This is a genomic window from Pseudomonas sp. BJP69 (assembly GCF_007633355.1).
GTDB lineage: Bacteria > Pseudomonadota > Gammaproteobacteria > Pseudomonadales > Pseudomonadaceae > Aquipseudomonas > Aquipseudomonas juntendi.
This window is the reverse complement of the sequence record NZ_CP041933.1, coordinates 1,526,045-1,547,678: the sequence shown is the minus strand read 5'-3', so window position 1 is coordinate 1,547,678 and position 21,634 is coordinate 1,526,045. Positions and strand designations below refer to the sequence as shown.

Below are 21,634 nucleotides of genomic sequence, written 5' to 3'. Positions count from 1 at the left end.
CTCTGTTCGAAGGCCATCGCCACGGGGGCGCTGGCGGGAATAGGACAGCCTAGTGGCACTTTAGTGCCAAGTTAGGGGCGAGGGGCTCACCCGCGAAGGGCCGCCAGGCGGCCCCAAATTGCATCAATACTGCCACAACTGTGGAAGTTTAGCCTTCCACCTGGCCCCACTGCTTGCTCAATCTTTTGTCAGAAATTGGCACTTTGGTGCCCAGTTGCTGAGCGAACAGTGACACCCGGTATTCCTCCAGCCACCAACGGTACAGGGTCAGTTGCTCATCGCGCTTGCCCTCTTGGGCATGCTTGTCGGCGCGGGCCTTGTACTGCGCCCACAGGTTGGCCAGCTCGCCGCTCCATACCCGGTCCTTCTGCACCTGCGCACCGAGTTTCTCCAGGCGCAGTTCCACTGCCTTGAGGTAACGCGGCAGTTCCTTGAACCAGGTGGCCGGGGTTTCACGCACGAACCCTGGGTACACCAGGTTGCCCAACTGCTGCTTGATGTCATTCAGCGCCACGGCCTGGCTGAGGTCGATCTTGCCCTTGAAGCGCTTCTGCAGGCCGTGCCACAGCTTCAACACTTCCAGCGTCTGCCGGGCCAGGCGCTCGGCGTGCTCGGCCCAACTGCCGCGCTTGCGTTCGGCCAGCCCCGCCAAGGCCGCACCCTCGCGTGGCAAGGGGTGTTCACCCTCGAGGATGCAGCTGTCCAGGCTGGCCAGCAAAATGTCCTCGATCAGCGCTTCGACACGCCCCAGCTCGCGGTACAGCAGGCCCAGTTCGGTCAGCCCCGGCAGCTTGCCCCGCAGAAACTTGGCCGGCTCGGCCAGTTGCTGCAGCAGCAGCCGCTGCAAGGCACGGCGGTGCTGGAACTCGGCTTCGGCCTGGGTCGAGAAGCGGCCTTCGCGCACCGTGCCGTTTTCGTCCACCAATGCCGGGTAGACCGTCATCGACAAGCCGGCGATCTTTTGCTGGGTGGTCTGGGCCACGGGGCTGAAGGCCTTGGCCTGCACCGGCTTTTCGGCGTCAGCCGTACGCGGTACGGCCAACGCGGCCTGGCTGGCGGCGGCAAAACGGGCAGTCAGCTCGGCCAGGTCGCGGCCCTCGCCCAGGAACTTGCCCTGGCCGTCGACCACCTCGATATTCATGCGCAGGTGGCCCTCGACCAGGCTCACCGACTCGGCCCAGGCTTCGTCGGCTACACGCACGCCGGTCATGCGCAGCAATTCCTGGCCCAGGGCCTGGGGCAAGGCCCCCTGGGCGAACGGCATGCGTGCCAGCGACGCCTTGACGAAGTCGGGCACCGGCACGAAGTTCTTGCGCAGGGCCTTGGGCAGGTTGCGTACCAGCGCCACGCACTTGGCTTCGAGCAGGCCCGGCACCAGCCACTCGAGGCGTTCACCCGGCAGGTTCGGCAACAACGGCGCAGGCACGCGCACAGTCACGCCATCGCGCGGGTGCCCCGGTTCAAAGTGATAGGTCAGCGGCAGGCGCAGTTCGCCCACCTGCAGGCTGTCGGGGTACTGGGCCGCCGTGACCTCACTGGCCTCACGCGCCAGCACGTCCTCTTCGCGCATGATCAGCAGGTTGGCGTCCTTCTGGCTGCCCATGCGGTACCAGGCATCGAAGGTGGCGGTCTGGTGAATCTCTTCGGGCAGGCGCGCCTCGTAGAACGCATACAGCGTTTCTTCATCGGCGAGAATATCGCGCCGACGCGCTTTGGCCTCCAGTTCATCAAGCTGCTCCAGCAGGCGCTTGTTGGCCGCCAGGCATTTGGCCCGGGACTGGATCTCGCCGCCTACCAGGCCCTCGCGGATGAACAGCTCACGCGAGGTGGCCGGGTCGATCGGGCCAAAGTGCACCGGGCGCCGCCCGACCAGAATCAGGCCGTACAAGGTGATCTGCTCATAGGCCACGACCTGCCCGCGCTTTTTCTCCCAGTGCGGCTCGAAGTGGTTCTTCTTGACCAGGTGGCCGGCCAGCGGCTCGATCCAGTCCGGTTCGATCCGGGCCACCACGCGTGCATACAACTTGGTGGTTTCGACCAACTCGGCGGCCATCACCCACTGCGGGCGCTTACGCCCCAGGCCCGACGACGGGTGTACCCAGAAGCGCCGTTGGCGAGCCCCCTGGTAGTCGCCCTCTTCGGTTTTATGGCCGATCTGGCTGAGCAGGCCGCTGAGGATGGCCTTGTGAAACTTCTGGTAGTCGGACGGTTCCTTGTTCACCGTCAGTTGCAGGTCACGGCAAATCAATGCCAGCTGGCGATGGGCATCGCGCCATTCGCGCAGGCGCAGGTAATTGAGAAAGTGCTTGCGGCACCAGTTGCGCAACGGGTTGGCGGTCAGCGCCTGGCGCTGTTCTTCAAAGCCGCGCCACAAATTCACCAACGCGGCGAAGTCGGAGTCCACATCCTTCCATTGCGCGTGCGCCTGGTCCGCCGCCTGCTGGCGCTCGGGCGGGCGTTCCCGCGGGTCCTGCACCGACAACGCACTGGTGACGATCAATACTTCCTGCAAGCTACCCTGGCGTGCGCCCTCCAGTAGCATGCGGCCCAGCCGCGGGTCGATGGGCAGGCGCGCCAACTGGCGGCCGATTGGCGTCAGCTGGTTCTCGCGGTTGACCGCCGACAGTTCCTGCAACAGGTTGAAGCCGTCGCTGATGGCCTTGCCATCTGGCGGCTCGATGAACGGGAACGCGTCAATGGCACCCAGGCGCAGGTGCAGCATTTGCAGAATCACCGCCGCCAGGTTGGTACGCAGGATTTCCGGGTCGGTGAACGCAGGCCGGCTGTTGAAATCCTCTTCGCTGTACAAGCGCACGCAAATGCCCGGCTCAACCCGGCCGCAACGGCCTTTACGCTGGTTGGCACTGGCCTGCGACACCGCCTCGATGGGCAGGCGCTGAACCTTGGCGCGGTAGCTGTAGCGGCTGATGCGCGCAGTACCGGTGTCGATCACATAGCGAATGCCCGGCACGGTCAGCGAGGTTTCGGCGACGTTGGTGGCCAGCACCACCCGGCGCCCGGTGTGCGGCTGGAAGATGCGCTGCTGCTCGGCCGGCGACAGGCGCGCGTAAAGCGGCAGAATCTCGGTATGGCGCAGTTGCGCCTTGCGCAGGATCTCGGCGGCATCGCGGATTTCCCGCTCGCCCGGCAGGAAGATCAACACGTCGCCAGGGCCTTTGCCTTGGCTGCGCTCATGCTGGGCCAGCTCGTCGAGGGTGGCGAGAATCGCCTGGTCGACCGTCAGGTCGTCCTCGATCTGGTTGCCCTCTTCGTCCTGCTCGCTGGTCAGCGGGCGGTACCAGGTTTCCACCGGGAAGGTGCGGCCAGACACCTCGATGATCGGCGCATTGTCGAAGTGTTTGGAGAAGCGCTCTAGGTCGATGGTCGCCGAGGTGATGATCAGCTTCAGTTCGGGCCGGCGGTGCAGCAAGGTCTTCAGGTAGCCGAGCAGGAAGTCGATGTTCAGGCTGCGCTCGTGGGCTTCGTCGACGATGATCGTGTCGTAGCGTTCGAGAAAGCGGTCATGCTGGGTTTCGGCCAGCAGGATGCCGTCGGTCATCAGCTTGACCAGGGTGTTGGCGTCGCTCTGGTCTTCGAAACGGACTTGGTAGCCGACCAACCCACCCAGCGGCGTACCCAGCTCTTCGGCCACCCGCGCCGCCACGCTGCGCGCGGCAATGCGCCGTGGCTGGGTGTGGGCAATCAGGCCATGGCTGCCACGGCCCAGTTCCAGGCAGATCTTCGGCAACTGCGTGGTCTTGCCCGAACCGGTTTCACCGGCGATCACCAGCACCTGGTGTTCGGCGAGGGCCTTCTTGATTTCGTCGCGTTTGGCGGCGATCGGCAGGCTGTCGTCGTAACGCACGACCGGCACGCTCTGCTGGCGCGCGGTAACCTGGGCACAAGAAGCCTGGACCTTGTCCACCCACTGCGCCAGCTTGGCCTCGTCTGGGCGCTTGCGCAGCTCATGCAATTGCCGCCGCAAGCGGTGGCGGTCGGCAATCATGGCGTGGTCGAGGTTGTGCAGCAATTTGTCGATGGCGTGGTCAGTCATGGGGCTTTTTAATGATGCAGGTGAGCCTGCTTTTTCATGATCGGCATTCTGAGGATGCGCGATTGTCGCAGATTTGCGCCTGTTTTGCTGTCCAGGCTGGCGCGCACCGTGTAGGAGCGGCCTTGCGTCGCGATGGGCTGCGCAGCAGCCTCGTGGTTTTGTGCCGGGGCGCAGATTTGGGGGCTGCTACCGCAGCCCATCGCGACGCAAGGCCGCTCCTACAAGGGATCGCACAGTGGCTGAAAGTTTAGCAAGTCCTTATGTGAAGGTTGCCATTCACTGCTTTAATCACCCTTACGCCGCATGTGAGTATCAAAACCATGACGCCCGCCCAGCCCATCGCCCCACCGTTGCCGCGCCCTTCGCTACCGAAGGCCCGCAGCCGTGCCGGGGAAAACCCGCTGGTGCACATCATCCTCGCCTTCTGGGCCTTGTGGCACTGCCGCCACGCCCGCCCGCCGGATACCGCCCTCACGCCGTTGTGACCAAACCCGGCCAGCCTCTGGCCGTTTGCCCCAGCCGGGCCGCCCGCCAGTGCGGTGGCCCTGCGCAGCCGTGAGCGAACCCAACATGCATTTTGCCCCCGTAGAGCACGCCACCCGTTTTCTGGCCGACAACCCTGATATCGAGTTGTTCGAGCTGTTCATTCTCGACGCCAACGGCGTACCCCGCGGCAAGCTGCTGCACCGCGACGAGTTGCTGGCCGTGTACCAGAGCGGCCGGCCGCTACCCAGTACCATTCTCGGCCTGACCCTGAACGGCGACGATGTGGAAAACTCTGGGCTGGTCTGGGATGTGGGTGATATCGACTGCCGCGCCTACCCGCTCGAGGGCAGCCTGACAAGGTTGCCCTGGCGCCGGGTGCCGACCGCCGCGGTGCAGGTGAGCATGCACCCGAGCGAGGGGTTGCCTGCCAGCATCGCCGACCCGCGCCACGTGCTGCTGCGCACCATCGAGGCGCTGAAGGCCGACGGCTACCACCCGGTGATGGCCTGCGAACTGGAGTTCTACCTGCTTGACCAGCAGCGCGACGCCCGGGGCCGCCCACAGCCCGCACTGGACAACGACGGCGGACGCCCGCGCAGCACCCAGGTATACGGCCTGCGCGAACTGGAACAGATCGAGCCGTTTCTCGCCGATCTGTATGCCGCCTGCAAAGCCCAGGGCATCCCGGCCCGCACGGCCATTTCCGAATACGCCCCCGGCCAGGTGGAAATCACCCTGGAGCACGGTGACGCACTGCAGGCCATGGACCAGGCGGTACGCTACAAGCGCCTGGTCAAGGGCGTGGCCCATGCCCACGGCAAGCAGGCCTGCTTCATGGCCAAGCCATTCGCGCACCTGGCGGGTACTGGCATGCACATGCACCTGAGCCTGGCTGACCACGCCGGCACCAATCTGTTCGCCAGCGATGACAAGGCTGGCACGCCGCTGCTGCGCCAGGCAGTCGCCGGCATGCTGCGCCACCTGCGCGAATCACTGCTGCTGTTCTGCCCCAACGCCAATTCGTTCCGCCGCTTCCAGGCCAACAGTTATGCACCACTGGCACCCACCTGGGGCGTGGACAACCGCACCGTGAGCCTGCGCGTACCCGGTGGCCCGGCCAACAGCCGGCATGTGGAGCACCGCATCTGCGGCGCCGATGCCAACCCCTACCTGGCGGCGGCGGCGATCCTGGCAGCCAGCCACCGTGGCATTCGCGAACAGCTGGACCCAGGGGCACCGGTGCAAGGCAACGGTTATGCCCAGGCCACCGAACACCTGCCCACCGACTGGCTGACGGCGCTCGACGCCTTGCAGCAATCGGCTTGGGCCCGCGAAGCATTGGGCGAGGACTTCCTCGGCGTGTACCTGAAGGTCAAGCGCGCCGAGTACCGCCAGTTCATGGCCGAAGTCAGCGAACAGGACTGGCGCTGGTACCTGCACCAGGCCTGAGCCCCTCAACACTCAAGGAACACCCATGAACGCAGCATTGCACAAAGGCCCGGCGCAGCGCGCGCCGTCCTACTACAGCGCCACCCTCAACGACCCTACCGAGTACCCGCAACTCAAGGGCACGGTGCAGGTGGATGTGGCAATCATCGGCGGCGGCTTTACCGGCGTGGCCACGGCAGTCGAGCTGGCCGAGCGCGGCCTCAAGGTGGCCATCGTCGAAACCAACCGTATAGGCTGGGGTGCCAGCGGCCGTAACGGTGGCCAAGTCACTGGCAGCCTGTCGGGCGACGAAGCCATGCGCTCACAGATGCGCAACCACCTGGGCGCCGAGGTCGATGACTTCATCTGGCACCTGCGCTGGCGTGGCCACCAGGTAATCGAGCAGCGCGTAGCGCGCTACGGCATCGACTGTGACCTCAAGCGTGGCCATCTGCATGCCGCCATGAAACCCTCGCACATGAACGAGCTGCGCGCGTTCGAGGCCGAAGCGCAACGCCGGGGCATGGGCGAGCAGGTTCAAATGCTCGACCGCGCGGCAGTGGCTGAGCACCTGCAGAGCCCACTGTACATGGGCGCCTTGAAGAACCTGCGCAACCTGCACCTGCACCCGCTCAACCTGTGCCTGGGTGAGGCCCGCGCCGCACATGGCCTGGGCGCACTGGTGTTCGAGAATTCCGAAGTGCTGGACATCGTGCATGGCCCGCGCCCGGCGGTGGTTACCGCCCACGGCCGGGTCGAGGCACGCCAGGTGATGCTGGCCGGCGATGTGTACCACAAGCTGGAAAAGCGCCAACTCAAGGGCAAGATATTCCCGGCCATGGGCGGGATCGTCACCACCGCGCCACTGGGCGAACTGGCCGAGCAGATCAACCCCCACGACCTGGCGGTGTACGACTGCCGCTTCGTGCTCGACTATTACCGCCTGACAGCCGACAAGCGCCTGCTGTTCGGTGGCGGCGCCAACTACTCCGGCCGTGACTCGCGGGATATCGAAGGCGAGCTGCGGCCATGCATCGAACGCACGTTCCCGGCATTGAAGGGCGTGCCGATCGAGTTCCAGTGGAGCTGCGCCATGGGCATCGTGGTCAACCGCATTCCACAGCTGGGCAAGCTGTCGGACAACGTGTGGTATTGCCAGGGGTATTCCGGGCACGGCATCGCCACCAGCCACATCATGGGCGAGATCATGGCCGAGGCGTTGACCGGTACGCTCGAGCAGTTCGACACCTTCGCCCAGTGCAAGCATGTGCGGGTGCCGATGGGGGACTTGCTGGGCAACCCGCTGCTGGCGGCCGGCATGTGGTATTACCAGATGCTGGAAAAACTGCGCTGAGCCCAGAACCCACGCCCTCGCTGTAGGAGCGGCCTTGTGTCGCGATGGGCCGCAAAGCGGCCCTTGGATCTTGGCATGGGTGCTGAAATGGACGGGGCCGCTTCGCGGCCCATCGCGACACAAGGCCGCTCCTACAGGGGCCGCGCAGGGTCAGGCGATCTTCTTCAAGCCCTGCTTCTTCAGCTCTTCATCACGCAGCTCGCGGCGCAGGATCTTGCCCACGTTGGTGGTCGGCAACGCATCGCGGAACTCGATATGGCGCGGCACCTTGTAGCCGGTCACGTTGGCACGCATGTGCTCCATCACCTGCTCCTTGGTCACGGTCATGCCCGGCTTGACCACGATGAACACCTTGATCACTTCGCCCGACTTCTCGTCCGGCACCCCGATGGCCGCGCACTGCAACACGCCAGGCAAACCGGCGAGCACATCTTCCAGCTCGTTGGGGTACACATTGAAGCCGGAGACCAGGATCATGTCCTTCTTGCGGTCGACGATACGCATGTAGCCGTCAGGCTGGATCAAGGCGATGTCGCCGGTCTTCAGCCAACCCTGGTTGTCGAGGATCTCGGCAGTGGCCTCTTCGCGCTGCCAATAGCCCTTCATGACCTGCGGGCCCTTGATGCACAGTTCGCCGACTTCGCCCAACGGCAACTCGTTGCCGGCCTCGTCGATTACCTTGCACAGGGTCGACGGCACCGGAATACCAATGGTACCGACCTGGTTCGCTTCGGCAGGGTTGACCGTGGCCACCGGGCTGGTTTCCGTCATGCCGTAGCCTTCGCAGATGGCGCAACCGGTCACCGCCTTCCAGCGCTCGGCCACGCTCAACTGCAGGGCCATGCCGCCCGACAAGGTGATTTTCAACGCCGAGAAGTCCAGGGCACGGAACCCATCGTTGTTGCACAGGGCAACGAACAGGGTGTTCAGGCCGACAAAGCCGGTGAACTTCCACTTACCCAGTTCCTTGACCATCGCCGGCAGGTCACGCGGGTTGCTGATCAACACGTTGTGGTTGCCGATCAGCATCATCGCCATGCAATGGAAGGTGAACGCGTAGATGTGGTACAGCGGCAGCGGGGTGATGAGAATTTCACAGCCTTCGTGCAGGTTCGAGCCCATCAGCGCCCGGCACTGCAGCATGTTGGCCACCAGGTTGCGGTGGGTCAGCATGGCACCCTTGGCCACGCCAGTGGTGCCGCCGGTGTACTGCAGCACCGCCACATCGTTGGCCTGCGGGTTGGCCTCGGTTACCGGCTGGCCCTTGCCCAGTGCCAGCGCAGCGTTGAAACGCACGGCCTGCGGCAGGTGGTAGGCCGGCACCATCTTCTTCACGTACTTGATCACGCTGTTGATCAGCACGCGCTTGACCGGCGGCAACAGGTCGGCCACTTCGGTGACGATGACGTGCCGGACCTGGGTCTTGGGCACTACTTTCTCAGCCAGGTGGGCCATGTTGGCCAGGCACACCAAGGCCTTGGCGCCAGAGTCGTTGAACTGGTGTTCCATTTCCCGCGCGGTGTACAGCGGGTTGGTGTTGACCACGATCAGCCCGGCGCGTATGGCACCGAACACCGCGACAGGGTATTGCAGGACATTGGGCAGTTGCACGGCAATGCGATCACCCGGCTTGAGGTCGGTATGCTGCTGCAACCAGGCGGCAAAAGCCCCCGACAGCGCATACAACTCGCCATAAGTGATAGTCTTGCCCAGGTTGCTAAAGGCCGGTTTGTCGGCAAAGCGTTGGCAGGATTGCTTGAGTACTGCCTGGATATTGGGGAATTCGTCAGGATTGATTTCCGCCGTAATCCCGGCTGGGTACTTATCCTTCCAAAAATGTTCGATCATGGAAGCCCACTCCTTCAGCAACAGCGAAGTTCGATTCACGCGTCGATGCGCTTATTATTGATATGAGATGACGGTTCGTTGCAAACCGGATCATCTGAAAGCGGGCCGAGAGTAACAGCTTTGCCTGGGGTCGCCTAGAGGCCAAAACGGGCCTTACGGTCACAAAAATGACTCAATGAACAATTTAGGTCATTTTTAGAGTATTTAGCTTAAAGTGGCAAGCTACAAGCTTCAAGCGGCAAGATAGAGCGTGCCAAAGGCTCTGATTCACCGCTTGTAGCTTGTAGCTTGTAGCTTGCCGCTGACTCAAGCGATATCCCGCAGCTCCCTGCGCAGAATCTTGCCCACCGGGGTCATCGGCAGTGACTCACGCAGCACGATGTGCTTGGGCACCTTGTAGCCGGTGAAGTTGGCCTTGCAGTAGGCCTTGAGCTCATCCACGCTCAACCCCCCCTCGCGCGGCACCACGAACAGCTTCACCGCCTCGCCGGAACGCTCGTCGGGCACGCCGATGGCCGCGCAGTTGGCGACCTGCGGGTGGCCCATCACCACGTCTTCGATCTCGTTGGGGTACACGTTGAAACCCGAGACGATGATCATGTCCTTCTTGCGGTCGACGATCCGCGTGAAGCCGTCGGGGTCGATCACGGCGATATCACCGGTTTTGAACCAACCGTCCGCATCCAGGGCCTGGGCGGTGGCCTCAGGTTGCTGCCAGTAGCCCTTCATCACCTGCGGCCCCTTGATGCACAACTCGCCACGCTCGCCCAACGGCAGCTCGTTGCCGTCATCATCGATGACCTTGAAGGCGGTACCGGCCACCGGGATGCCCACCGTACCCAGCCGGGCCAACTGGCCGTAGGGGTTGGTGCTGGCCACCGGCGAGGTTTCGGTCAGGCCATAGCCTTCGACAATGCGGCAGCCGGTAAGCGCCTCCCAGCGTTCGGCAGTGGCCTTGACCAGCGCCGTGCCACCGGAGTTGGTAACTTTCAGTGCCGAGAAATCCAGCCGGCGAAAACCCGGGTGATCCATCAGCGCCACGAACAGGGTGTTGAGCCCGAGCAATGCAGAGAAACGCCACTTGCCCAGCTCCTTGATGAAGCCGGGAATATCCCGCGGGTTGGTGATCAGCACGTTGTGGTTGCCGGTGACCATCATGCACATGCAGTTCGCGGTGAACGCGTAGATGTGGTACAGCGGCAGCGGCGCGATCATCACCTCCTGGCCATCCTTGAGCAGCTTCTGCCCGTCCGGGCCGTGCTGCGAAAAGCACGCCAGCACCTGCAGCATGTTGGCCACCAGGTTGCCGTGGGTGAGCATGGCGCCTTTGGCCAGCCCGGTGGTGCCGCCGGTGTACTGCAGCACGGCGATGTCGTCCAGGCTCTGCGGCACCGGTTGCGGCGACAGGCCGCGCCCCTGGCGCAGCACCTGCTTGAACGAGAGTGCCTGGGGCAAGTGGTAGGCCGGCACCATCTTTTTCAGCTTGTCGACCACCGTGTTGATCAACCAGCCCTTGGCAGTGGGCAGCAGGTCGCCCATTTTCGCTTCGATCAGGTACTCGATGCCGGTGTCGGGCAACACGGCCTGCACCCGCTTGCCGAACATGTTCAGGTAGACCAACGCCCGCGCCCCGCTGTCATTGAACTGGTGGCGCATCTCGCGCTCGGTGTACAGCGGGTTGGTATTGACCACGATCAGCCCGGCACGCATGGCCCCGAACACGGCGATCGGGTACTGCAGCACGTTGGGCATCTGCACCGCGATACGGTCGCCCGGCTGCAGGTCGGTGTGCTGCTGCAACCAGGCGGCAAACGCGGCTGAATGTCGCTCCAGTTGCGCGTAGGTCAGGGTCACGCCCAGGTTGCTGAATGCCGGGCGGTCGGCAAAGCGCTTGCAAGAGCGCTCGAACACCTCGACCACCGAGGCATAGGCATTGATGTCGATGGTGGAAGGCACGCCCGCCGGGCGCTTGTCATTCCAGAAGTCGGCTTGCATTTATTATTGTTCCTCTGCCTGGACCTGCACTGCGTCCTTGGATCCTTGACCTGGTCGCCAACCGGCAAACAGGCGTTGCTTCGACGTTAGCAGGTAAGCCCGGGGTGGCCTATACGCCAAGTGCCGCCATTAACATTGTGAATCTTATTTGTGCCCTTCCTGCAATCGGGCCGGGTGTGCATACACTGTTCCGGTACCCCATGCGCACAAGGAGCCGCCATGCCCCACGACGCCTTCTGGCTGCCCGTCAGCGAGCACTGCCGCCTGTACGTGCACCAATGGCTGCCAGCCACGCCAGTGAAAGCCGTAGTCTTGCTGGCCCATGGCATGGCCGAGCATGCCGGGCGCTACCAGCGCCTGGGCCTGGCCCTGGCCGCGGCTGGCTTTGCCGTGTTCGCCGCTGACCAGCGTGGCCACGGGCGTAGCGCCGAGCACGGCAGCCTGGGCCTGTTCAGCCGCCATCATGGCTGGAATGCCGTGGTCGACGACCTCGGCCGGCTGGCCCAGTACATTGGCCAACACTACCCGGGCACACCGCTGTTCCTGTTCGGCCACAGCATGGGCAGCTATATCGCCCAGGCTTACCTGCTGCACCACAGTGCCAGCCTGCACGGGGCGATCCTGAGCGGTTCCAACTACCAGCCTGCCGCGCTGTACCGCATGGCCCGGCTGGTGGCGCGGCTGGAGGCCTGGCGCCAGGGGCCGCTGGGCAAAAGTGCGGTGATCGAATGGCTGTCCTTCGGCGCGTTCAACAAGGCCTTCAAGCCCAACCGCACGGCATTCGACTGGCTCAGCCGCGACCCGGCCGAGGTCGACCGCTACGTCAACGACCCGCTGTGCGGCTTTCGGTGCAGCAACCAGCTGTGGCTGGACCTGCTGCAAGGCTTGGCGCAGATCAGCCAGCCGGGTAACCTCGCACAGATCGATCCGAACCTGCCGATACTGATAATGGGTGGGGAATGTGATCCGGTCAGTGCCGGCAAGCGTCTCACCCATCTGGCCGACGCCCTGCGCGCCACCGGCAATCGACATGTACAGCTACGCGTCTATCCTGAAGCGCGGCATGAAGTACTCAACGAAACCAACCGTAACGAGGTCACTGCCGACATTGTCGGCTGGCTTGAACAGGCACTGGCCATTGATCGGCCTGTGCGCAGTGAATGACAGCCACCCTCGCCTACCGCTCAAGGAAACCCCGATGTCCCAGGTCACCAACACGCCTTACGAAGCCCTCGAAGTAGGCCAGAAGGCGCAATACCAGAAGTCCGTCGAAGAGCGCGACATCCAGCTGTTCGCGGCGATGTCCGGTGACCACAACCCGGTGCACCTGGACGCCGAGTTTGCGGCCAAGAGCATGTTCCGCGAACGCATTGCCCACGGCATGTTCAGCGGCGCGTTGATCAGTGCGGCAGTGGCCTGCACCCTGCCAGGCCCTGGCACCATCTACCTGGGCCAGCAGATGAGCTTCCAGAAGCCGGTGAAGATTGGCGACACGCTCACCGTACGCCTGGAAATTCTGGAAAAACTGCCCAAGTTCAAAGTGCGCATCGCGACCAATGTGTACAACCAGAACGATGAGCTGGTGGTGCAGGGCGAAGCGGAGATCCTGGCGCCACGCAAGCAGCAGACCGTGGAACTGGTATCGCCACCGAATTTCGTTGCCAGCTGAGCATAGCGCTGGCACTACCGGCCCTGCGGCGGGCGAATGCCCGCCCCCAGGCAACCATCAGTCTGGCATCCGCTGGGTGACCAACTCCACCAGGCGGTCCAGGCTCTCACCCCAGCCCTGGTAGAACCCCATGTCCTCGTGGGCCTTGCAATCGGCAGCATTCCAGTGCCAGGCCCGGGCGGTATAACGGGTTTTGCCCCGTTCCTCGTCCAGGCTGATCACGGCGGTCATGAACGCCTTGTTCGACGGTACCCAGCCGGGGCCAAACGCATCGGTGAACACCAGGCGCCGCGGTGCCGCAATTTCCAGGAACACGCCCTGGGTGGGGTACTCGCTGCCATCCGGCGCCCGCATCAAGGTGCGGAACAGGCCGCCGGGCCACAATTGCATCTCGCATTCCGGGGTGCTCATGCCATGCGGCCCCCACCATTGCCTTAGCCACTCGGGCTCGGTCCAGGCGCGGAACACTTTGGCCGGTGGGGCGTCGATCAGGCGACTGATCAACAACTCATGTTGCGCTTGCGCAGCAGGGGCAAGGCTCATCGGGTGTTGTCTCCGTGGCAGTCAGGGTGGCAGTTCACACAGCAAGGCTGTGCGAATTCCCCACGTCCACCATAGACCAGGCCCGCCCCACGAGGGTGGCCCGCCGAGCAGCGGCTCAGTGCGTTTGGCGATAACGGCCCACGGCGTTCGAGCGCCGCGCGGGGGCGCTCGAACCTCCTGTAGCCGGTCAACCCTGCTGGCAGCCCTCGCCCATGGCACGGTACTGGATGGTATGCACCTGGCCGTGGTGGTCTTCATAGGTCATGGTGGCAGGCACCACTTCGCAGACATTGGGAATGGTCGACAGGTCGATTACCCGCTTGATATCCAGGTTCATCGAGTAGTCGTACTGCTGGGCCACTGGCTGGGTGGAGACGGGCTTGGCCTCATCGGCGAGGGCGAACGAGGACATACCGACCAATGCAAGAATCAGTAATGGTTTCATGGTGTTTTGCCTTTTGAGCATTCAAGCTGATCGATTGACTTCTAATGCCGTTTCCGGCGCGGAGAAGTTGCCATCTACGGTGAAGATGGCACGAAGTACCGATCCCGCTTCGTACTGCAGGGGGGATGCCTGAAATTCTACGCCTGGCCGTTAATAGTTGAACCCCGAACTCGGATATTCACTCTTGCCGAATTTGCAACAATCTGCGACAAGATAGCCGCAAAGCATTACGCCAGAGCCTCTGCTCTGTACTCAGGGGAAATTCGCCATTTCTGAACACTTAACCTGCTCGACACTTGCAGATACAGAACGCCGGCTGCTGGACCACTTTTACCGGCAACAAGGCTCGCGCATGCGCGCGGCAAGCGATGCGCAGTTGTGGGTAGCCAGGGGGCCGGGGATCATTGCCGGGCTGAGCCTGGCCAGGGTAACCGGGGGTTTCTGGCTGACCGGCCTGTTCGTCGACCCGCAACGGCGCCAGCAAGGGATAGCCGGCAAACTGGTGAAGGCGGCGCTGGCCCAGGCTGACGGGCCAACCTGGCTGTTTTGCCACCCCGACCTGCTGGCGTTCTATCAACGCCTGGGTTTCGAACTGGCGCAGTGCCTGCCCGACACCCTGCATGGCCGCTTGCAACGTTACCAGCGCAGCAAACGCCTGGTGGCCCTGCAGCAGGGTCAGTCGTCGCCTGCTTCCAGCCCTGGGAACAACACGTCGGTGTAGCCGAACTTGGTAAAGTCCTGGATCCGCGATGGGTACAAACGCCCGATCAGGTGGTCGCACTCATGCTGCACCACCCGCGCGTGGAAGCCTTCGGCAAAGCGGCGGATCGCGTTGCCCTGTGGGTCGATGCCCTCATAGCAAATGTGCTTGAAGCGTGGTACCACGCCGCGCAAGCCGGGCACCGACAGGCAGCCTTCCCAACCGTCTTCCAGTTCAGTGGAAGTCGGGGTGATGACCGGGTTCAGCAGGATGGTCTGCGGCACCGCTTCGGCGTCCGGGTACCGCTCGCTGCGTTCAAAGCCGAAAATCACCAGCTGCAGGTCGATGCCTACCTGCGGCGCGGCCAGGCCCACGCCGCCGACATGGCGCATGGTTTCAAACATGTCGTCGATCAGTTGCTGCAGCTCGCCGCTGCCCAGCAGCTGCGCGGGCACTGGCGCGGCGACGCGCAGCAGGCGCTCGTCGCCCATCTTGAGAATGTCACGGATCATCGGGGGTTGGGCTCGGAAGTCTGCGCCTGGCCCGAAGTGGGGTGCTCATGGCCCAGAACACTGATGGTCTGCGCAGGCGCGTGCTCGTCGAAATCCTTTTCACCGGGGTTTTTGCCCTCGGCCGACATGTGCTCGATCACCGCATTCATTTCGGCGCCCAGCAACAGCACGGCAGCCGAGATGTAGAAATACAGCAACAGCACGATGATTGCACCAATGCTGCCGTACATGGCGTTGTAGTCCGCGAAGGTTTTCACATAGTAGGCAAAGCCCAGCGACGCGATGATCCACACCACCACCGCCAGCACCGAGCCCGGCGTGATGAAGCGGAACTTCTGTTTCACATCAGGCATTACGTAGTAGATCAACGCGACCGCCACCATCAGCAGAAAGACGATCACCGGCCAGCGCAACACCGTCCACAAGGTGACGATGAACTCCTGCATGCCGATCTGGGCGGCGATCCACTCCATGACTTGCGGGCCCAGCACCATCAGCGCGGCGGCTGCCAGCAGCATGCCGGCCAGGCCCACGGTGTAGAAAATGGATAACGGGATGCGCTTCCAAACCGGCCGGCCCTCGGGCACATCATAGGCGGCGTTCATGGCGCTCATCATCAGGCGCACACCGGCCGATGCGGTCCACAAGGCGATCACGATACCAACCGACAACAGCCCGCCCTTGGATTGCTGTAACTGGTCGATTACCGGGTTCACCTGCTCCAGGGCCTGGGGTGGCAATACCAGCTCCGATTGCAGGCGCAACCAGGAGAAAAAGTCGGGCAGGTGCAAAAAGCCGATCAGGGCAATCAGGAACAGCAAGAATGGGAATAGCGAGAACAGCGCCTGGTAGGCCAGCGCCGACGCATAGGTGGACATCTCGTCATCGAGAAATTCCTTGACGGTGCGCGCCAGCACGCGGTGCAAAGGCAGGCCCTGCAGGGCGGAAAAAATCATAGCGTCTCCTTTCGCCGCTTGATCGAATCAACACACAAGTCTAATAGACCGTGCCGATGCTGTGCTGCTCCCAGTCGCGATTGAAGAAATTGGCGGCAAAAGTAACGGCCTCTTCGCACGCATGCGAAGAGGCCGACACAGGCTTGCTCAGATCACGGTTTTTTTACCGCGTCTTTCACATCGCCCTTCACTTGCTGCGCCTCGCCTTTGAGCTCTTGCGCCTTGCCCTCGGCACGCAGCTTGTCGTTGTCGGTCACCTTGCCGACACCTTGTTTCACGTTGCCCATCGCCTCATTGGCCAGGCCTTTGACTTTGTCTTTAGTACCGCTCATGGCAAAACTCCTGCAAATGGAGACACGTGTACAGTGTCGACAAAAGGTGGACCCAGCACCCAGCGCAAGAGTTTCAACGAATTTTCACCCCGCAAGCCAAGCGGTCAATCTACGGGCGAATACCGCACCATACCCGGCCCATGCGTCTGATGCCCGCAGTGCTGGCCTTGCTGCCACTGCTGCCCCTGTCCACCCTGGCCACCGCTGCCGCCAGCCCTGAAACCCTGCGTGTCGAGCGTTACACCGACGACGGCAACCCCGGCACCCTGCGCTGGGCCATTGAAACCAGTAACCGGAACCCCGGCCATTACCGTATCGACATCGCCGCCGTGGGCAAGCCACCTTATGTGATCCGCCCCAGCCACGCGCTGCCGGAAATCAAAGGCCCGGTCAGCATCACCGGGCTGGCCTGGGCACGCGAGGGTCAGTACATTGCCATCGACGGCTCCGCCTACATCAAGGACCAGGGTGTTCGCACCTGCCCCGGCGCCCTGCCCGGATCGGGGTCAGCGTCACCGGTGAGGGCAACATCCTCGACGGCAACCTGATCCACGGCAACCGCATCGGCGTGGCCCTGCGCCCGGAGCCTGAGGTAACTACCACACGCCTCAGCGGGAACCGTATCTGGGCCAACAGCCAGGATATCCGCCGCTGCCAGGCGGGCGGCTCATGCGTACCCGGGCAGCGCACCGGGGCCATCGTGTTTGGCGTGCCAGCCCAGGCACACGCCTTGTATGTGGGCTCACGCGGGGTTGGCGCCGACCTGCCGAAGCAGGACCAGGCACTTATCTGCAACGCCAAGGGCGAGCCCAAGCCGTGCCAGCCGCTGCCCAACCACAATCAGCCGGCACCACGGCTGCTGGCGCTGGAAGGCAATGTGCTGCGCGGTGAAGTTCAGGGGCCGGCATCGAGCCTGCTGCGCGTTGAGTTCTTCGGCAATGCCCAGGCCGACGCCACCGAGGCCGAGCACTACCTTGGCGAAGTGCAGGTGAACAGTGACGCACAAGGGCAGGCACGGTTTGCCCAGGCGCTGGACGACATCGCTGGGTTGCGCAGCTTCACCGCGACCGTGACCACCGCTGACGGGGCGACCTCCGAGCTGAGCCTGCCGCTTCGTCGCTGACGCACCGCCAGGGCCGGCTGATGGCGGGGGTGGGGCGCAACCCAAGGCAGCGCCCGTGCCCCCCACCTGGCGCGCCCGCAGCAGGCACAACCATCAAACCTTGCCCCGCCCCGTGGCACCCCTCACAATGCAGGCCTTCATAGCGTCAACCCGCAGGAACCTGCATGAAACTCGACAAACCCGCCGCCATCGCCCGGCGCAACCAAGCACTGGCCCGCCCTGTGCTGAACAGCAGCAACACTCTGTTCGCCATTCTGGACAACAAACGCAACCTGTGGTGGTTCGAAGTGCCGGTGGCGCTGCTGGGCAAGGGCCAGGCCGACTGGGTCAACCTGCTGCTGCACACCCCGCAAACCGACGAGCTGCAGCACCTGAAAGTGCCGACCAACTTCCTCAAGGCCCACCTGGAGCAGATGGAAGTGCGCAAGCCTGGCAAGCGCCGCTCGACCATCAGCCTGGCGCTGAGCGCCGACCGCGACTCGCTGCTGCGCGACACCCGCCCAGGTGGCGAGCAGCTGGATTTCCGCAACTTCGTTCAGGCCTGATCAGGCCTTTTCGATCCGGTCGTCATGGATGACGATCAAGCCCTGCTTGAACAAGCCGCCAATGGCTTTCTTGAAGTTGCCCTTGCTGACATTGAACAGCTTGCTGATCAACGCCGGGTCGCTCTTGTCACACACCCCCAGCACCCCGCCTTCGGCCTCCAGGCGCGCCATGATCTGCTCCTGCAGGCTGTCGGCCAGGGCGGCGCCCACCGGCTGCAGGCTGAGGGCGATCTTGCCGTCGTGGCGCAGTTCCTTGATGAAACCCTTCTCGTGCATGCCCGAGCGCAGGAACTTGAACACTTCGTTCTTGTGGATCAGGCCCCAGTGGCGGTTGTTGATGATGGCCTTGAAGCCCATCGGCGTTTCGCCAGCCACCAACAGCTCAACCGGCTGCCCGACCTTGTAATCGGCCGGGGCCACGTCGAGGTAGCGGTCCAGGCGGGAAGTGGCGGTGATGCGGCGGGTGCGCTTGTCGAGGTACACGTGCACCACGCAGTAGTCGCCGATCTTCAACGGCCGCGCCTCTTCCGAGTACGGCATCAACAGGTCCTTGGACAAGCCCCAGTCGAGGAAGATGCCGGCACCGTTGATGTCCTTGACCTTGAGGCTGGCAAACTCACCGACCTGCACCTTGGGCTTCTCGGTGGTCGCAATCAGCTGGTCTTCGCTGTCCAGGTAGATGAACACGTTCAACCAGTCATCGACTTCGGTTTCGGCGTTTTTCGGGATATAGCGCCCGGGCAGCAGGATCTCGCCATCGGCGCCGCCGTCCAGGTACAGACCGAAGTCCACGTGTTTCACGATTTGCAAACTGTTGTAACGCCCAAGCAGAGCCATTTCCGATGATCCTCATAACAAGGCGGCTATTCTACACCTGAAGCCAGCGCGCCGCCCGACCGCTGATGCAGTGGAACCGCCGTGCCCCCCTCGCGTCTACCGTCTGGCCAGCCACTGCAAGGAACAGCACATGCCTTCACGCCTGTCCAAAGCCCTGCTCATCGCCCTTGGATTCGCCCTGGCCCTAGGCGCCTGCAGCCGCATGGACCTGGCCTACCGCAACCTCGATCGCCTGGTGCCGTGGTCGCTGGGCGACTACCTGGACATGAACGGCAGGCAAAAGGCCTTGCTCGACGACCGCCTCAAGCAACACCTGGCCTGGCACTGCAAGACCCAGCTACCGGGCTACCTCGACTGGCTGGAGCGGGTCCGCGCCATGGTCGCCGACAACCAGGTGACCGACCAGGCGCTGCAGCAACGCACCCGCGAAGCGCGCCAGGCGATTGGCCGTGTGGCCGAGGAAATCACCCCTTCGGCGACCGAGTTGTTGCGCGGCATGAGCGACAGCCAAGTGGCCGAAATGCGTGAAGCGTTCCGCGACGACATCGCCGAGCGGCAAAAAGAGTACGTCGATACCCCGCTGGCCGAGCAGGTCAGCGAGCGCAGCGCGCGTATGGAAAAACGCCTGACCGCCTGGTTTGGCCCACTGTCCGCGGTGCAGAAGCAACGCGTACAAGCCTGGTCAGCAGCGCTGGGCGACCAGAACCGCGAATGGATCGCCAACCGCGCCCACTGGCAGCAACAGCTGCTGCTGGCGATGAACCAACGCAACGACGCCAGCTTCGAGCCGCGCCTGGCGACCTTGTTGCAGCACAAGGAAAGCCTGTGGACGCCGGAATACCGCGCTGCCTTCCAGAACACCGAACAACAGGCGCGCAGCCTGTTGGTAGACCTGGTGCAGCAAAGTAGCGTGCAGCAGCGGCAGTTGCTGCAAGCGCGGTTGGCCAAGGTGCGCGACCACTTCAGTGAGCTGAAGTGCCTGAAGAGTGCCTGAAGGCGTGAGGGGCTTGGCCTGCAACACCGCCATCAGCGCCCCTTGCGCCGATACGGGAACACGTCGATCACCTTCCCCTCGCCAATGGCCGCCTGCAGGCCCTTCCAGTAATCCGCGTCATACAGCTCGCCGTGCAAGCGGCTGAATAAGCGTCGCTGGCCCATGTCGGCAAACAGAAACGGCGGGAACTCTTCGGGGAACACATCGTGCGGCCCGATCGAATACCACGGCTCGCCCGACAGCTCGTCTTCCGGATACCGCGGTGGCGGTATGTGGCGGAAATTCACCTCGGTCAGAAAGCAGATTTCGTCATAGTCATAGAACACCACCCGCCCATGCCGGGTGACGCCAAAGTTCTTCAACAGCATGTCACCGGGAAAAATGTTCGCTGCCGCCAGTTGCTTGATGGCCAGGCCGTAGTCTTCCAGCGCCGCCAGCACCTGGCCTTCGCCCGCGCGCTCCAGGTACAGGTTCAACGGGGTCATGCGCCGCTCGGTCCAGCAGTGGCGCACCAGCACCGTGTCGCCCTCCAGGGCCACGGTCGAGGGCGCCACTTCGAGCAACTCGGCCAGGCAATCGGGCTCGAATTTGCTGCGTGGGAAACGAAAGTCGGCGAACTCCTGGGTATCGGCCATGCGCCCTACCCGGTCCACGCTTTTTACCAGCCGGTACTTGTCGATCACCGTGGCGCGGTCAACGGTTTTCGACGGTGAAAAGCGGTCTTTGATCACCTTGAACACGGTGTTGAAACCCGGCAGGGTGAACACACTCATGACCATGCCGCGCACCCCCGGCGCCATGACGAAGCGGTCATCGCTGTTGGCCAGGTGGTTGATCAAGGCCCGGTAGAACTCCGACTTGCCTTGCTTGTAGAAACCGATCGACGTGTACAGCTCGGCAATATGCTTGCCCGGCAGAATGCGCTTGAGAAAATGCACGAACTCGGCCGGCACCGGCACATCGGCCATGAAGTAGGAGCGGGTGAACGAGAAGATGATCGACACCTCGGCTTCGTCGGTGATCAACCCGTCCACCTCGATGCCATGGCCCTCGCGGTGCAGCAAGGGAATCACCAAGGGCCATTGCTCATCGCGGTTGTACAGGCGGCCCACCAGGTAGGCACCTTTGTTGCGGTACAGCACGGGCACGAACAGCTCCACCGCCAGCTCCGGGTCCTTGCAAACCCAGTCGGGCAGGCAGTCGCGCACCTGCGCTTCCAGCCGTGCCAGGTCACCCTCCAGGTCACCGTAGGCGACATCGAACGGGTAGTCGGCGAAGATCGCCTGCAGCATTCCCTTCAGGCTACCGCCCAGCGCATAGGTACGGGTTTGCGCGGCGCGCTCGCGCCCGCGCAGCGACGGCCGGGTGGTGTGGATGAACATGCAGCCATCACTGATCTGGTCGTGGCTGAACAGGCTGCAGAACAGCGAGTTGTACCAGGTCTCGGCCAACTCATCGTCCAGCCGGGGGTCGATTTGCTGGATGTAGGCGTGTTTGGCCAGCGGCCACTGCGCCACGTCCAGCAACACCGGCGCGGGGAAGGCCTGGCGCAGCCAGCCGTTGACCTCGGCGACTTTTTCTTCATACAGGCTGATGCGCGCAGCCGCGGCCTGCTGGATTTCCTGCCAGCGCGCCTGTTCGAAGCGCTGGCGGGCGCCGAAGGTGATGCGCTGGAAGTGGTCACGGTAATCGTCGAAGCCGGCCAGGATGGTGCGGGCGATTTCGACAGCGGGCCAGGGTTGGGGCATGCCGGGCACCTCATGGGTGAATGAGTTACACAGCTTAGTCGGCCTGATGCAAAAGCGGGCCAGGT

Annotated in this window: 18 protein-coding genes and 1 pseudogene; 9 read left to right on the top strand and 10 right to left on the bottom strand. The window is 63.3% G+C overall.

What is annotated here, in order from left to right; all coding sequences use genetic code 11:
* Window positions 1–148: 148 nt before the first annotated feature.
* The gene (gene hrpA, locus FPB55_RS07200; RefSeq protein WP_144187885.1) at window positions 149–4,054 is read right to left on the bottom strand and encodes an ATP-dependent RNA helicase HrpA; all 3,906 of its coding nucleotides are present in this window, start codon (window positions 4,052–4,054) and stop codon (window positions 149–151) included.
* 320 nt (window positions 4,055–4,374) lie between these two features.
* Between hrpA and FPB55_RS26180 the strand changes: the two genes are divergently transcribed.
* From FPB55_RS26180 to FPB55_RS07190, 3 genes are all read left to right on the top strand, one after another.
* Window positions 4,375–4,539: a hypothetical protein gene (locus FPB55_RS26180; protein WP_009686760.1), complete on the top strand. Its 165-nt coding sequence runs from the start codon at window positions 4,375–4,377 to the stop codon at window positions 4,537–4,539.
* An 85-nt stretch (window positions 4,540–4,624) separates the two neighbouring features.
* Window positions 4,625–5,989, top strand: a complete 1,365-nt coding sequence (locus FPB55_RS07195; RefSeq protein WP_144187883.1) for a glutamine synthetase family protein — start codon at window positions 4,625–4,627, stop codon at window positions 5,987–5,989.
* Window positions 5,990–6,014: 25 nt separating this feature from the next.
* Complete coding sequence (locus tag FPB55_RS07190; RefSeq protein ID WP_029885384.1) at window positions 6,015–7,322, top strand: FAD-binding oxidoreductase; 1,308 nt, start codon at window positions 6,015–6,017, stop codon at window positions 7,320–7,322.
* Between the two features lie 150 nt (window positions 7,323–7,472).
* On the opposite strand, the gene fadD1 is transcribed toward FPB55_RS07190, so the two are convergent.
* Window positions 7,473–9,170 carry a long-chain-fatty-acid--CoA ligase FadD1 gene (gene fadD1, locus FPB55_RS07185; RefSeq protein WP_115293580.1) on the bottom strand — a complete coding sequence of 566 codons (1,698 nt, stop codon included), beginning with the start codon at window positions 9,168–9,170 and terminating at the stop codon, window positions 7,473–7,475.
* A 306-nt stretch (window positions 9,171–9,476) separates the two neighbouring features.
* Complete coding sequence (gene fadD2 / locus FPB55_RS07180) at window positions 9,477–11,165, bottom strand: long-chain-fatty-acid--CoA ligase FadD2 (protein WP_125920310.1); 1,689 nt, start codon at window positions 11,163–11,165, stop codon at window positions 9,477–9,479.
* A gap of 219 nt (window positions 11,166–11,384) precedes the next feature.
* Between fadD2 and FPB55_RS07175 the strand changes: the two genes are divergently transcribed.
* Window positions 11,385–12,329, top strand: coding sequence for an alpha/beta hydrolase (locus FPB55_RS07175; protein WP_029885386.1), 945 nt, complete (start codon window positions 11,385–11,387; stop codon window positions 12,327–12,329).
* Between the two features lie 34 nt (window positions 12,330–12,363).
* A complete protein-coding gene (locus FPB55_RS07170) occupies window positions 12,364–12,834 on the top strand; it encodes a MaoC family dehydratase (RefSeq protein WP_009686767.1) in 471 nt (156 codons plus the stop codon).
* A gap of 57 nt (window positions 12,835–12,891) precedes the next feature.
* Here FPB55_RS07170 and FPB55_RS07165 read toward each other — a convergent pair whose 3' ends face one another.
* Both FPB55_RS07165 and FPB55_RS07160 read right to left on the bottom strand, forming a co-directional pair.
* Window positions 12,892–13,377 (bottom strand): SRPBCC family protein, encoded by a 486-nt coding sequence (locus FPB55_RS07165; RefSeq protein ID WP_009686768.1) that lies wholly within the window; start codon window positions 13,375–13,377, stop codon window positions 12,892–12,894.
* Window positions 13,378–13,564: 187 nt separating this feature from the next.
* The gene (locus FPB55_RS07160; protein ID WP_009686769.1) at window positions 13,565–13,822 is read right to left on the bottom strand and encodes a DUF2790 domain-containing protein; all 258 of its coding nucleotides are present in this window, start codon (window positions 13,820–13,822) and stop codon (window positions 13,565–13,567) included.
* 316 nt (window positions 13,823–14,138) lie between these two features.
* Between FPB55_RS07160 and FPB55_RS07155 the strand changes: the two genes are divergently transcribed.
* The gene (locus FPB55_RS07155; RefSeq protein WP_256673377.1) at window positions 14,139–14,543 is read left to right on the top strand and encodes a GNAT family N-acetyltransferase; all 405 of its coding nucleotides are present in this window, start codon (window positions 14,139–14,141) and stop codon (window positions 14,541–14,543) included.
* Here the strand turns inward: FPB55_RS07155 and def are convergent.
* From def to FPB55_RS07140, 3 genes are all read right to left on the bottom strand, one after another.
* Window positions 14,498–15,034, bottom strand: a complete 537-nt coding sequence (gene def / locus FPB55_RS07150; protein WP_054881623.1) for a peptide deformylase — start codon at window positions 15,032–15,034, stop codon at window positions 14,498–14,500. The two genes, FPB55_RS07155 and def, sit on opposite strands and share 46 nt — an antisense overlap.
* Entirely contained in the window at window positions 15,031–15,990 is a 960-nt protein-coding gene (locus FPB55_RS07145; RefSeq protein WP_009686772.1) for a YihY/virulence factor BrkB family protein, read from the bottom strand. The genes def and FPB55_RS07145 overlap by 4 nt, the downstream gene beginning before the upstream one ends.
* A gap of 152 nt (window positions 15,991–16,142) precedes the next feature.
* Complete coding sequence (locus FPB55_RS07140) at window positions 16,143–16,322, bottom strand: CsbD family protein (protein WP_029885390.1); 180 nt, start codon at window positions 16,320–16,322, stop codon at window positions 16,143–16,145.
* Window positions 16,323–16,462: 140 nt separating this feature from the next.
* Between FPB55_RS07140 and FPB55_RS26890 the strand changes: the two are divergent.
* Window positions 16,463–17,445, top strand: a pseudogene (locus FPB55_RS26890) (hypothetical protein).
* A gap of 164 nt (window positions 17,446–17,609) precedes the next feature.
* Window positions 17,610–17,990, top strand: coding sequence for a hypothetical protein (locus FPB55_RS07130; RefSeq protein ID WP_009686775.1), 381 nt, complete (start codon window positions 17,610–17,612; stop codon window positions 17,988–17,990).
* Here FPB55_RS07130 and FPB55_RS07125 read toward each other — a convergent pair whose 3' ends face one another.
* Window positions 17,991–18,827 carry a S1-like domain-containing RNA-binding protein gene (locus tag FPB55_RS07125; protein ID WP_009686776.1) on the bottom strand — a complete coding sequence of 279 codons (837 nt, stop codon included), beginning with the start codon at window positions 18,825–18,827 and terminating at the stop codon, window positions 17,991–17,993. It lies immediately after the preceding gene.
* Window positions 18,828–18,957: 130 nt separating this feature from the next.
* Here FPB55_RS07125 and FPB55_RS07120 point away from each other — a divergent pair, with 130 nt between their 5' ends.
* Complete coding sequence (locus FPB55_RS07120; protein WP_115293577.1) at window positions 18,958–19,821, top strand: DUF6279 family lipoprotein; 864 nt, start codon at window positions 18,958–18,960, stop codon at window positions 19,819–19,821.
* 32 nt (window positions 19,822–19,853) lie between these two features.
* Here the strand turns inward: FPB55_RS07120 and aceK are convergent, their stop codons facing one another.
* Window positions 19,854–21,569, bottom strand: coding sequence for a bifunctional isocitrate dehydrogenase kinase/phosphatase (gene aceK / locus FPB55_RS07115; RefSeq protein ID WP_144187881.1), 1,716 nt, complete (start codon window positions 21,567–21,569; stop codon window positions 19,854–19,856).
* Window positions 21,570–21,634: the final 65 nt, after the last annotated feature.

Coding starts and splice junctions, on each gene's coding strand:
- hrpA (WP_144187885.1), bottom strand. CDS start 4,054: ATGACTGACCACGCCATCGACAAATTGCTGCACAACCTCGACCACGCC.
- FPB55_RS26180 (WP_009686760.1), top strand. CDS start 4,375: ATGACGCCCGCCCAGCCCATCGCCCCACCGTTGCCGCGCCCTTCGCTA.
- FPB55_RS07195 (WP_144187883.1), top strand. CDS start 4,625: ATGCATTTTGCCCCCGTAGAGCACGCCACCCGTTTTCTGGCCGACAAC.
- FPB55_RS07190 (WP_029885384.1), top strand. CDS start 6,015: ATGAACGCAGCATTGCACAAAGGCCCGGCGCAGCGCGCGCCGTCCTAC.
- fadD1 (WP_115293580.1), bottom strand. CDS start 9,170: ATGATCGAACATTTTTGGAAGGATAAGTACCCAGCCGGGATTACGGCG.
- fadD2 (WP_125920310.1), bottom strand. CDS start 11,165: ATGCAAGCCGACTTCTGGAATGACAAGCGCCCGGCGGGCGTGCCTTCC.
- FPB55_RS07175 (WP_029885386.1), top strand. CDS start 11,385: ATGCCCCACGACGCCTTCTGGCTGCCCGTCAGCGAGCACTGCCGCCTG.
- FPB55_RS07170 (WP_009686767.1), top strand. CDS start 12,364: ATGTCCCAGGTCACCAACACGCCTTACGAAGCCCTCGAAGTAGGCCAG.
- FPB55_RS07165 (WP_009686768.1), bottom strand. CDS start 13,377: ATGAGCCTTGCCCCTGCTGCGCAAGCGCAACATGAGTTGTTGATCAGT.
- FPB55_RS07160 (WP_009686769.1), bottom strand. CDS start 13,822: ATGAAACCATTACTGATTCTTGCATTGGTCGGTATGTCCTCGTTCGCC.
- def (WP_054881623.1), bottom strand. CDS start 15,034: ATGATCCGTGACATTCTCAAGATGGGCGACGAGCGCCTGCTGCGCGTC.
- FPB55_RS07145 (WP_009686772.1), bottom strand. CDS start 15,990: ATGATTTTTTCCGCCCTGCAGGGCCTGCCTTTGCACCGCGTGCTGGCG.
- FPB55_RS07140 (WP_029885390.1), bottom strand. CDS start 16,322: ATGAGCGGTACTAAAGACAAAGTCAAAGGCCTGGCCAATGAGGCGATG.
- FPB55_RS07130 (WP_009686775.1), top strand. CDS start 17,610: ATGAAACTCGACAAACCCGCCGCCATCGCCCGGCGCAACCAAGCACTG.
- FPB55_RS07125 (WP_009686776.1), bottom strand. CDS start 18,827: ATGGCTCTGCTTGGGCGTTACAACAGTTTGCAAATCGTGAAACACGTG.
- FPB55_RS07120 (WP_115293577.1), top strand. CDS start 18,958: ATGCCTTCACGCCTGTCCAAAGCCCTGCTCATCGCCCTTGGATTCGCC.
- aceK (WP_144187881.1), bottom strand. CDS start 21,569: ATGCCCCAACCCTGGCCCGCTGTCGAAATCGCCCGCACCATCCTGGCC.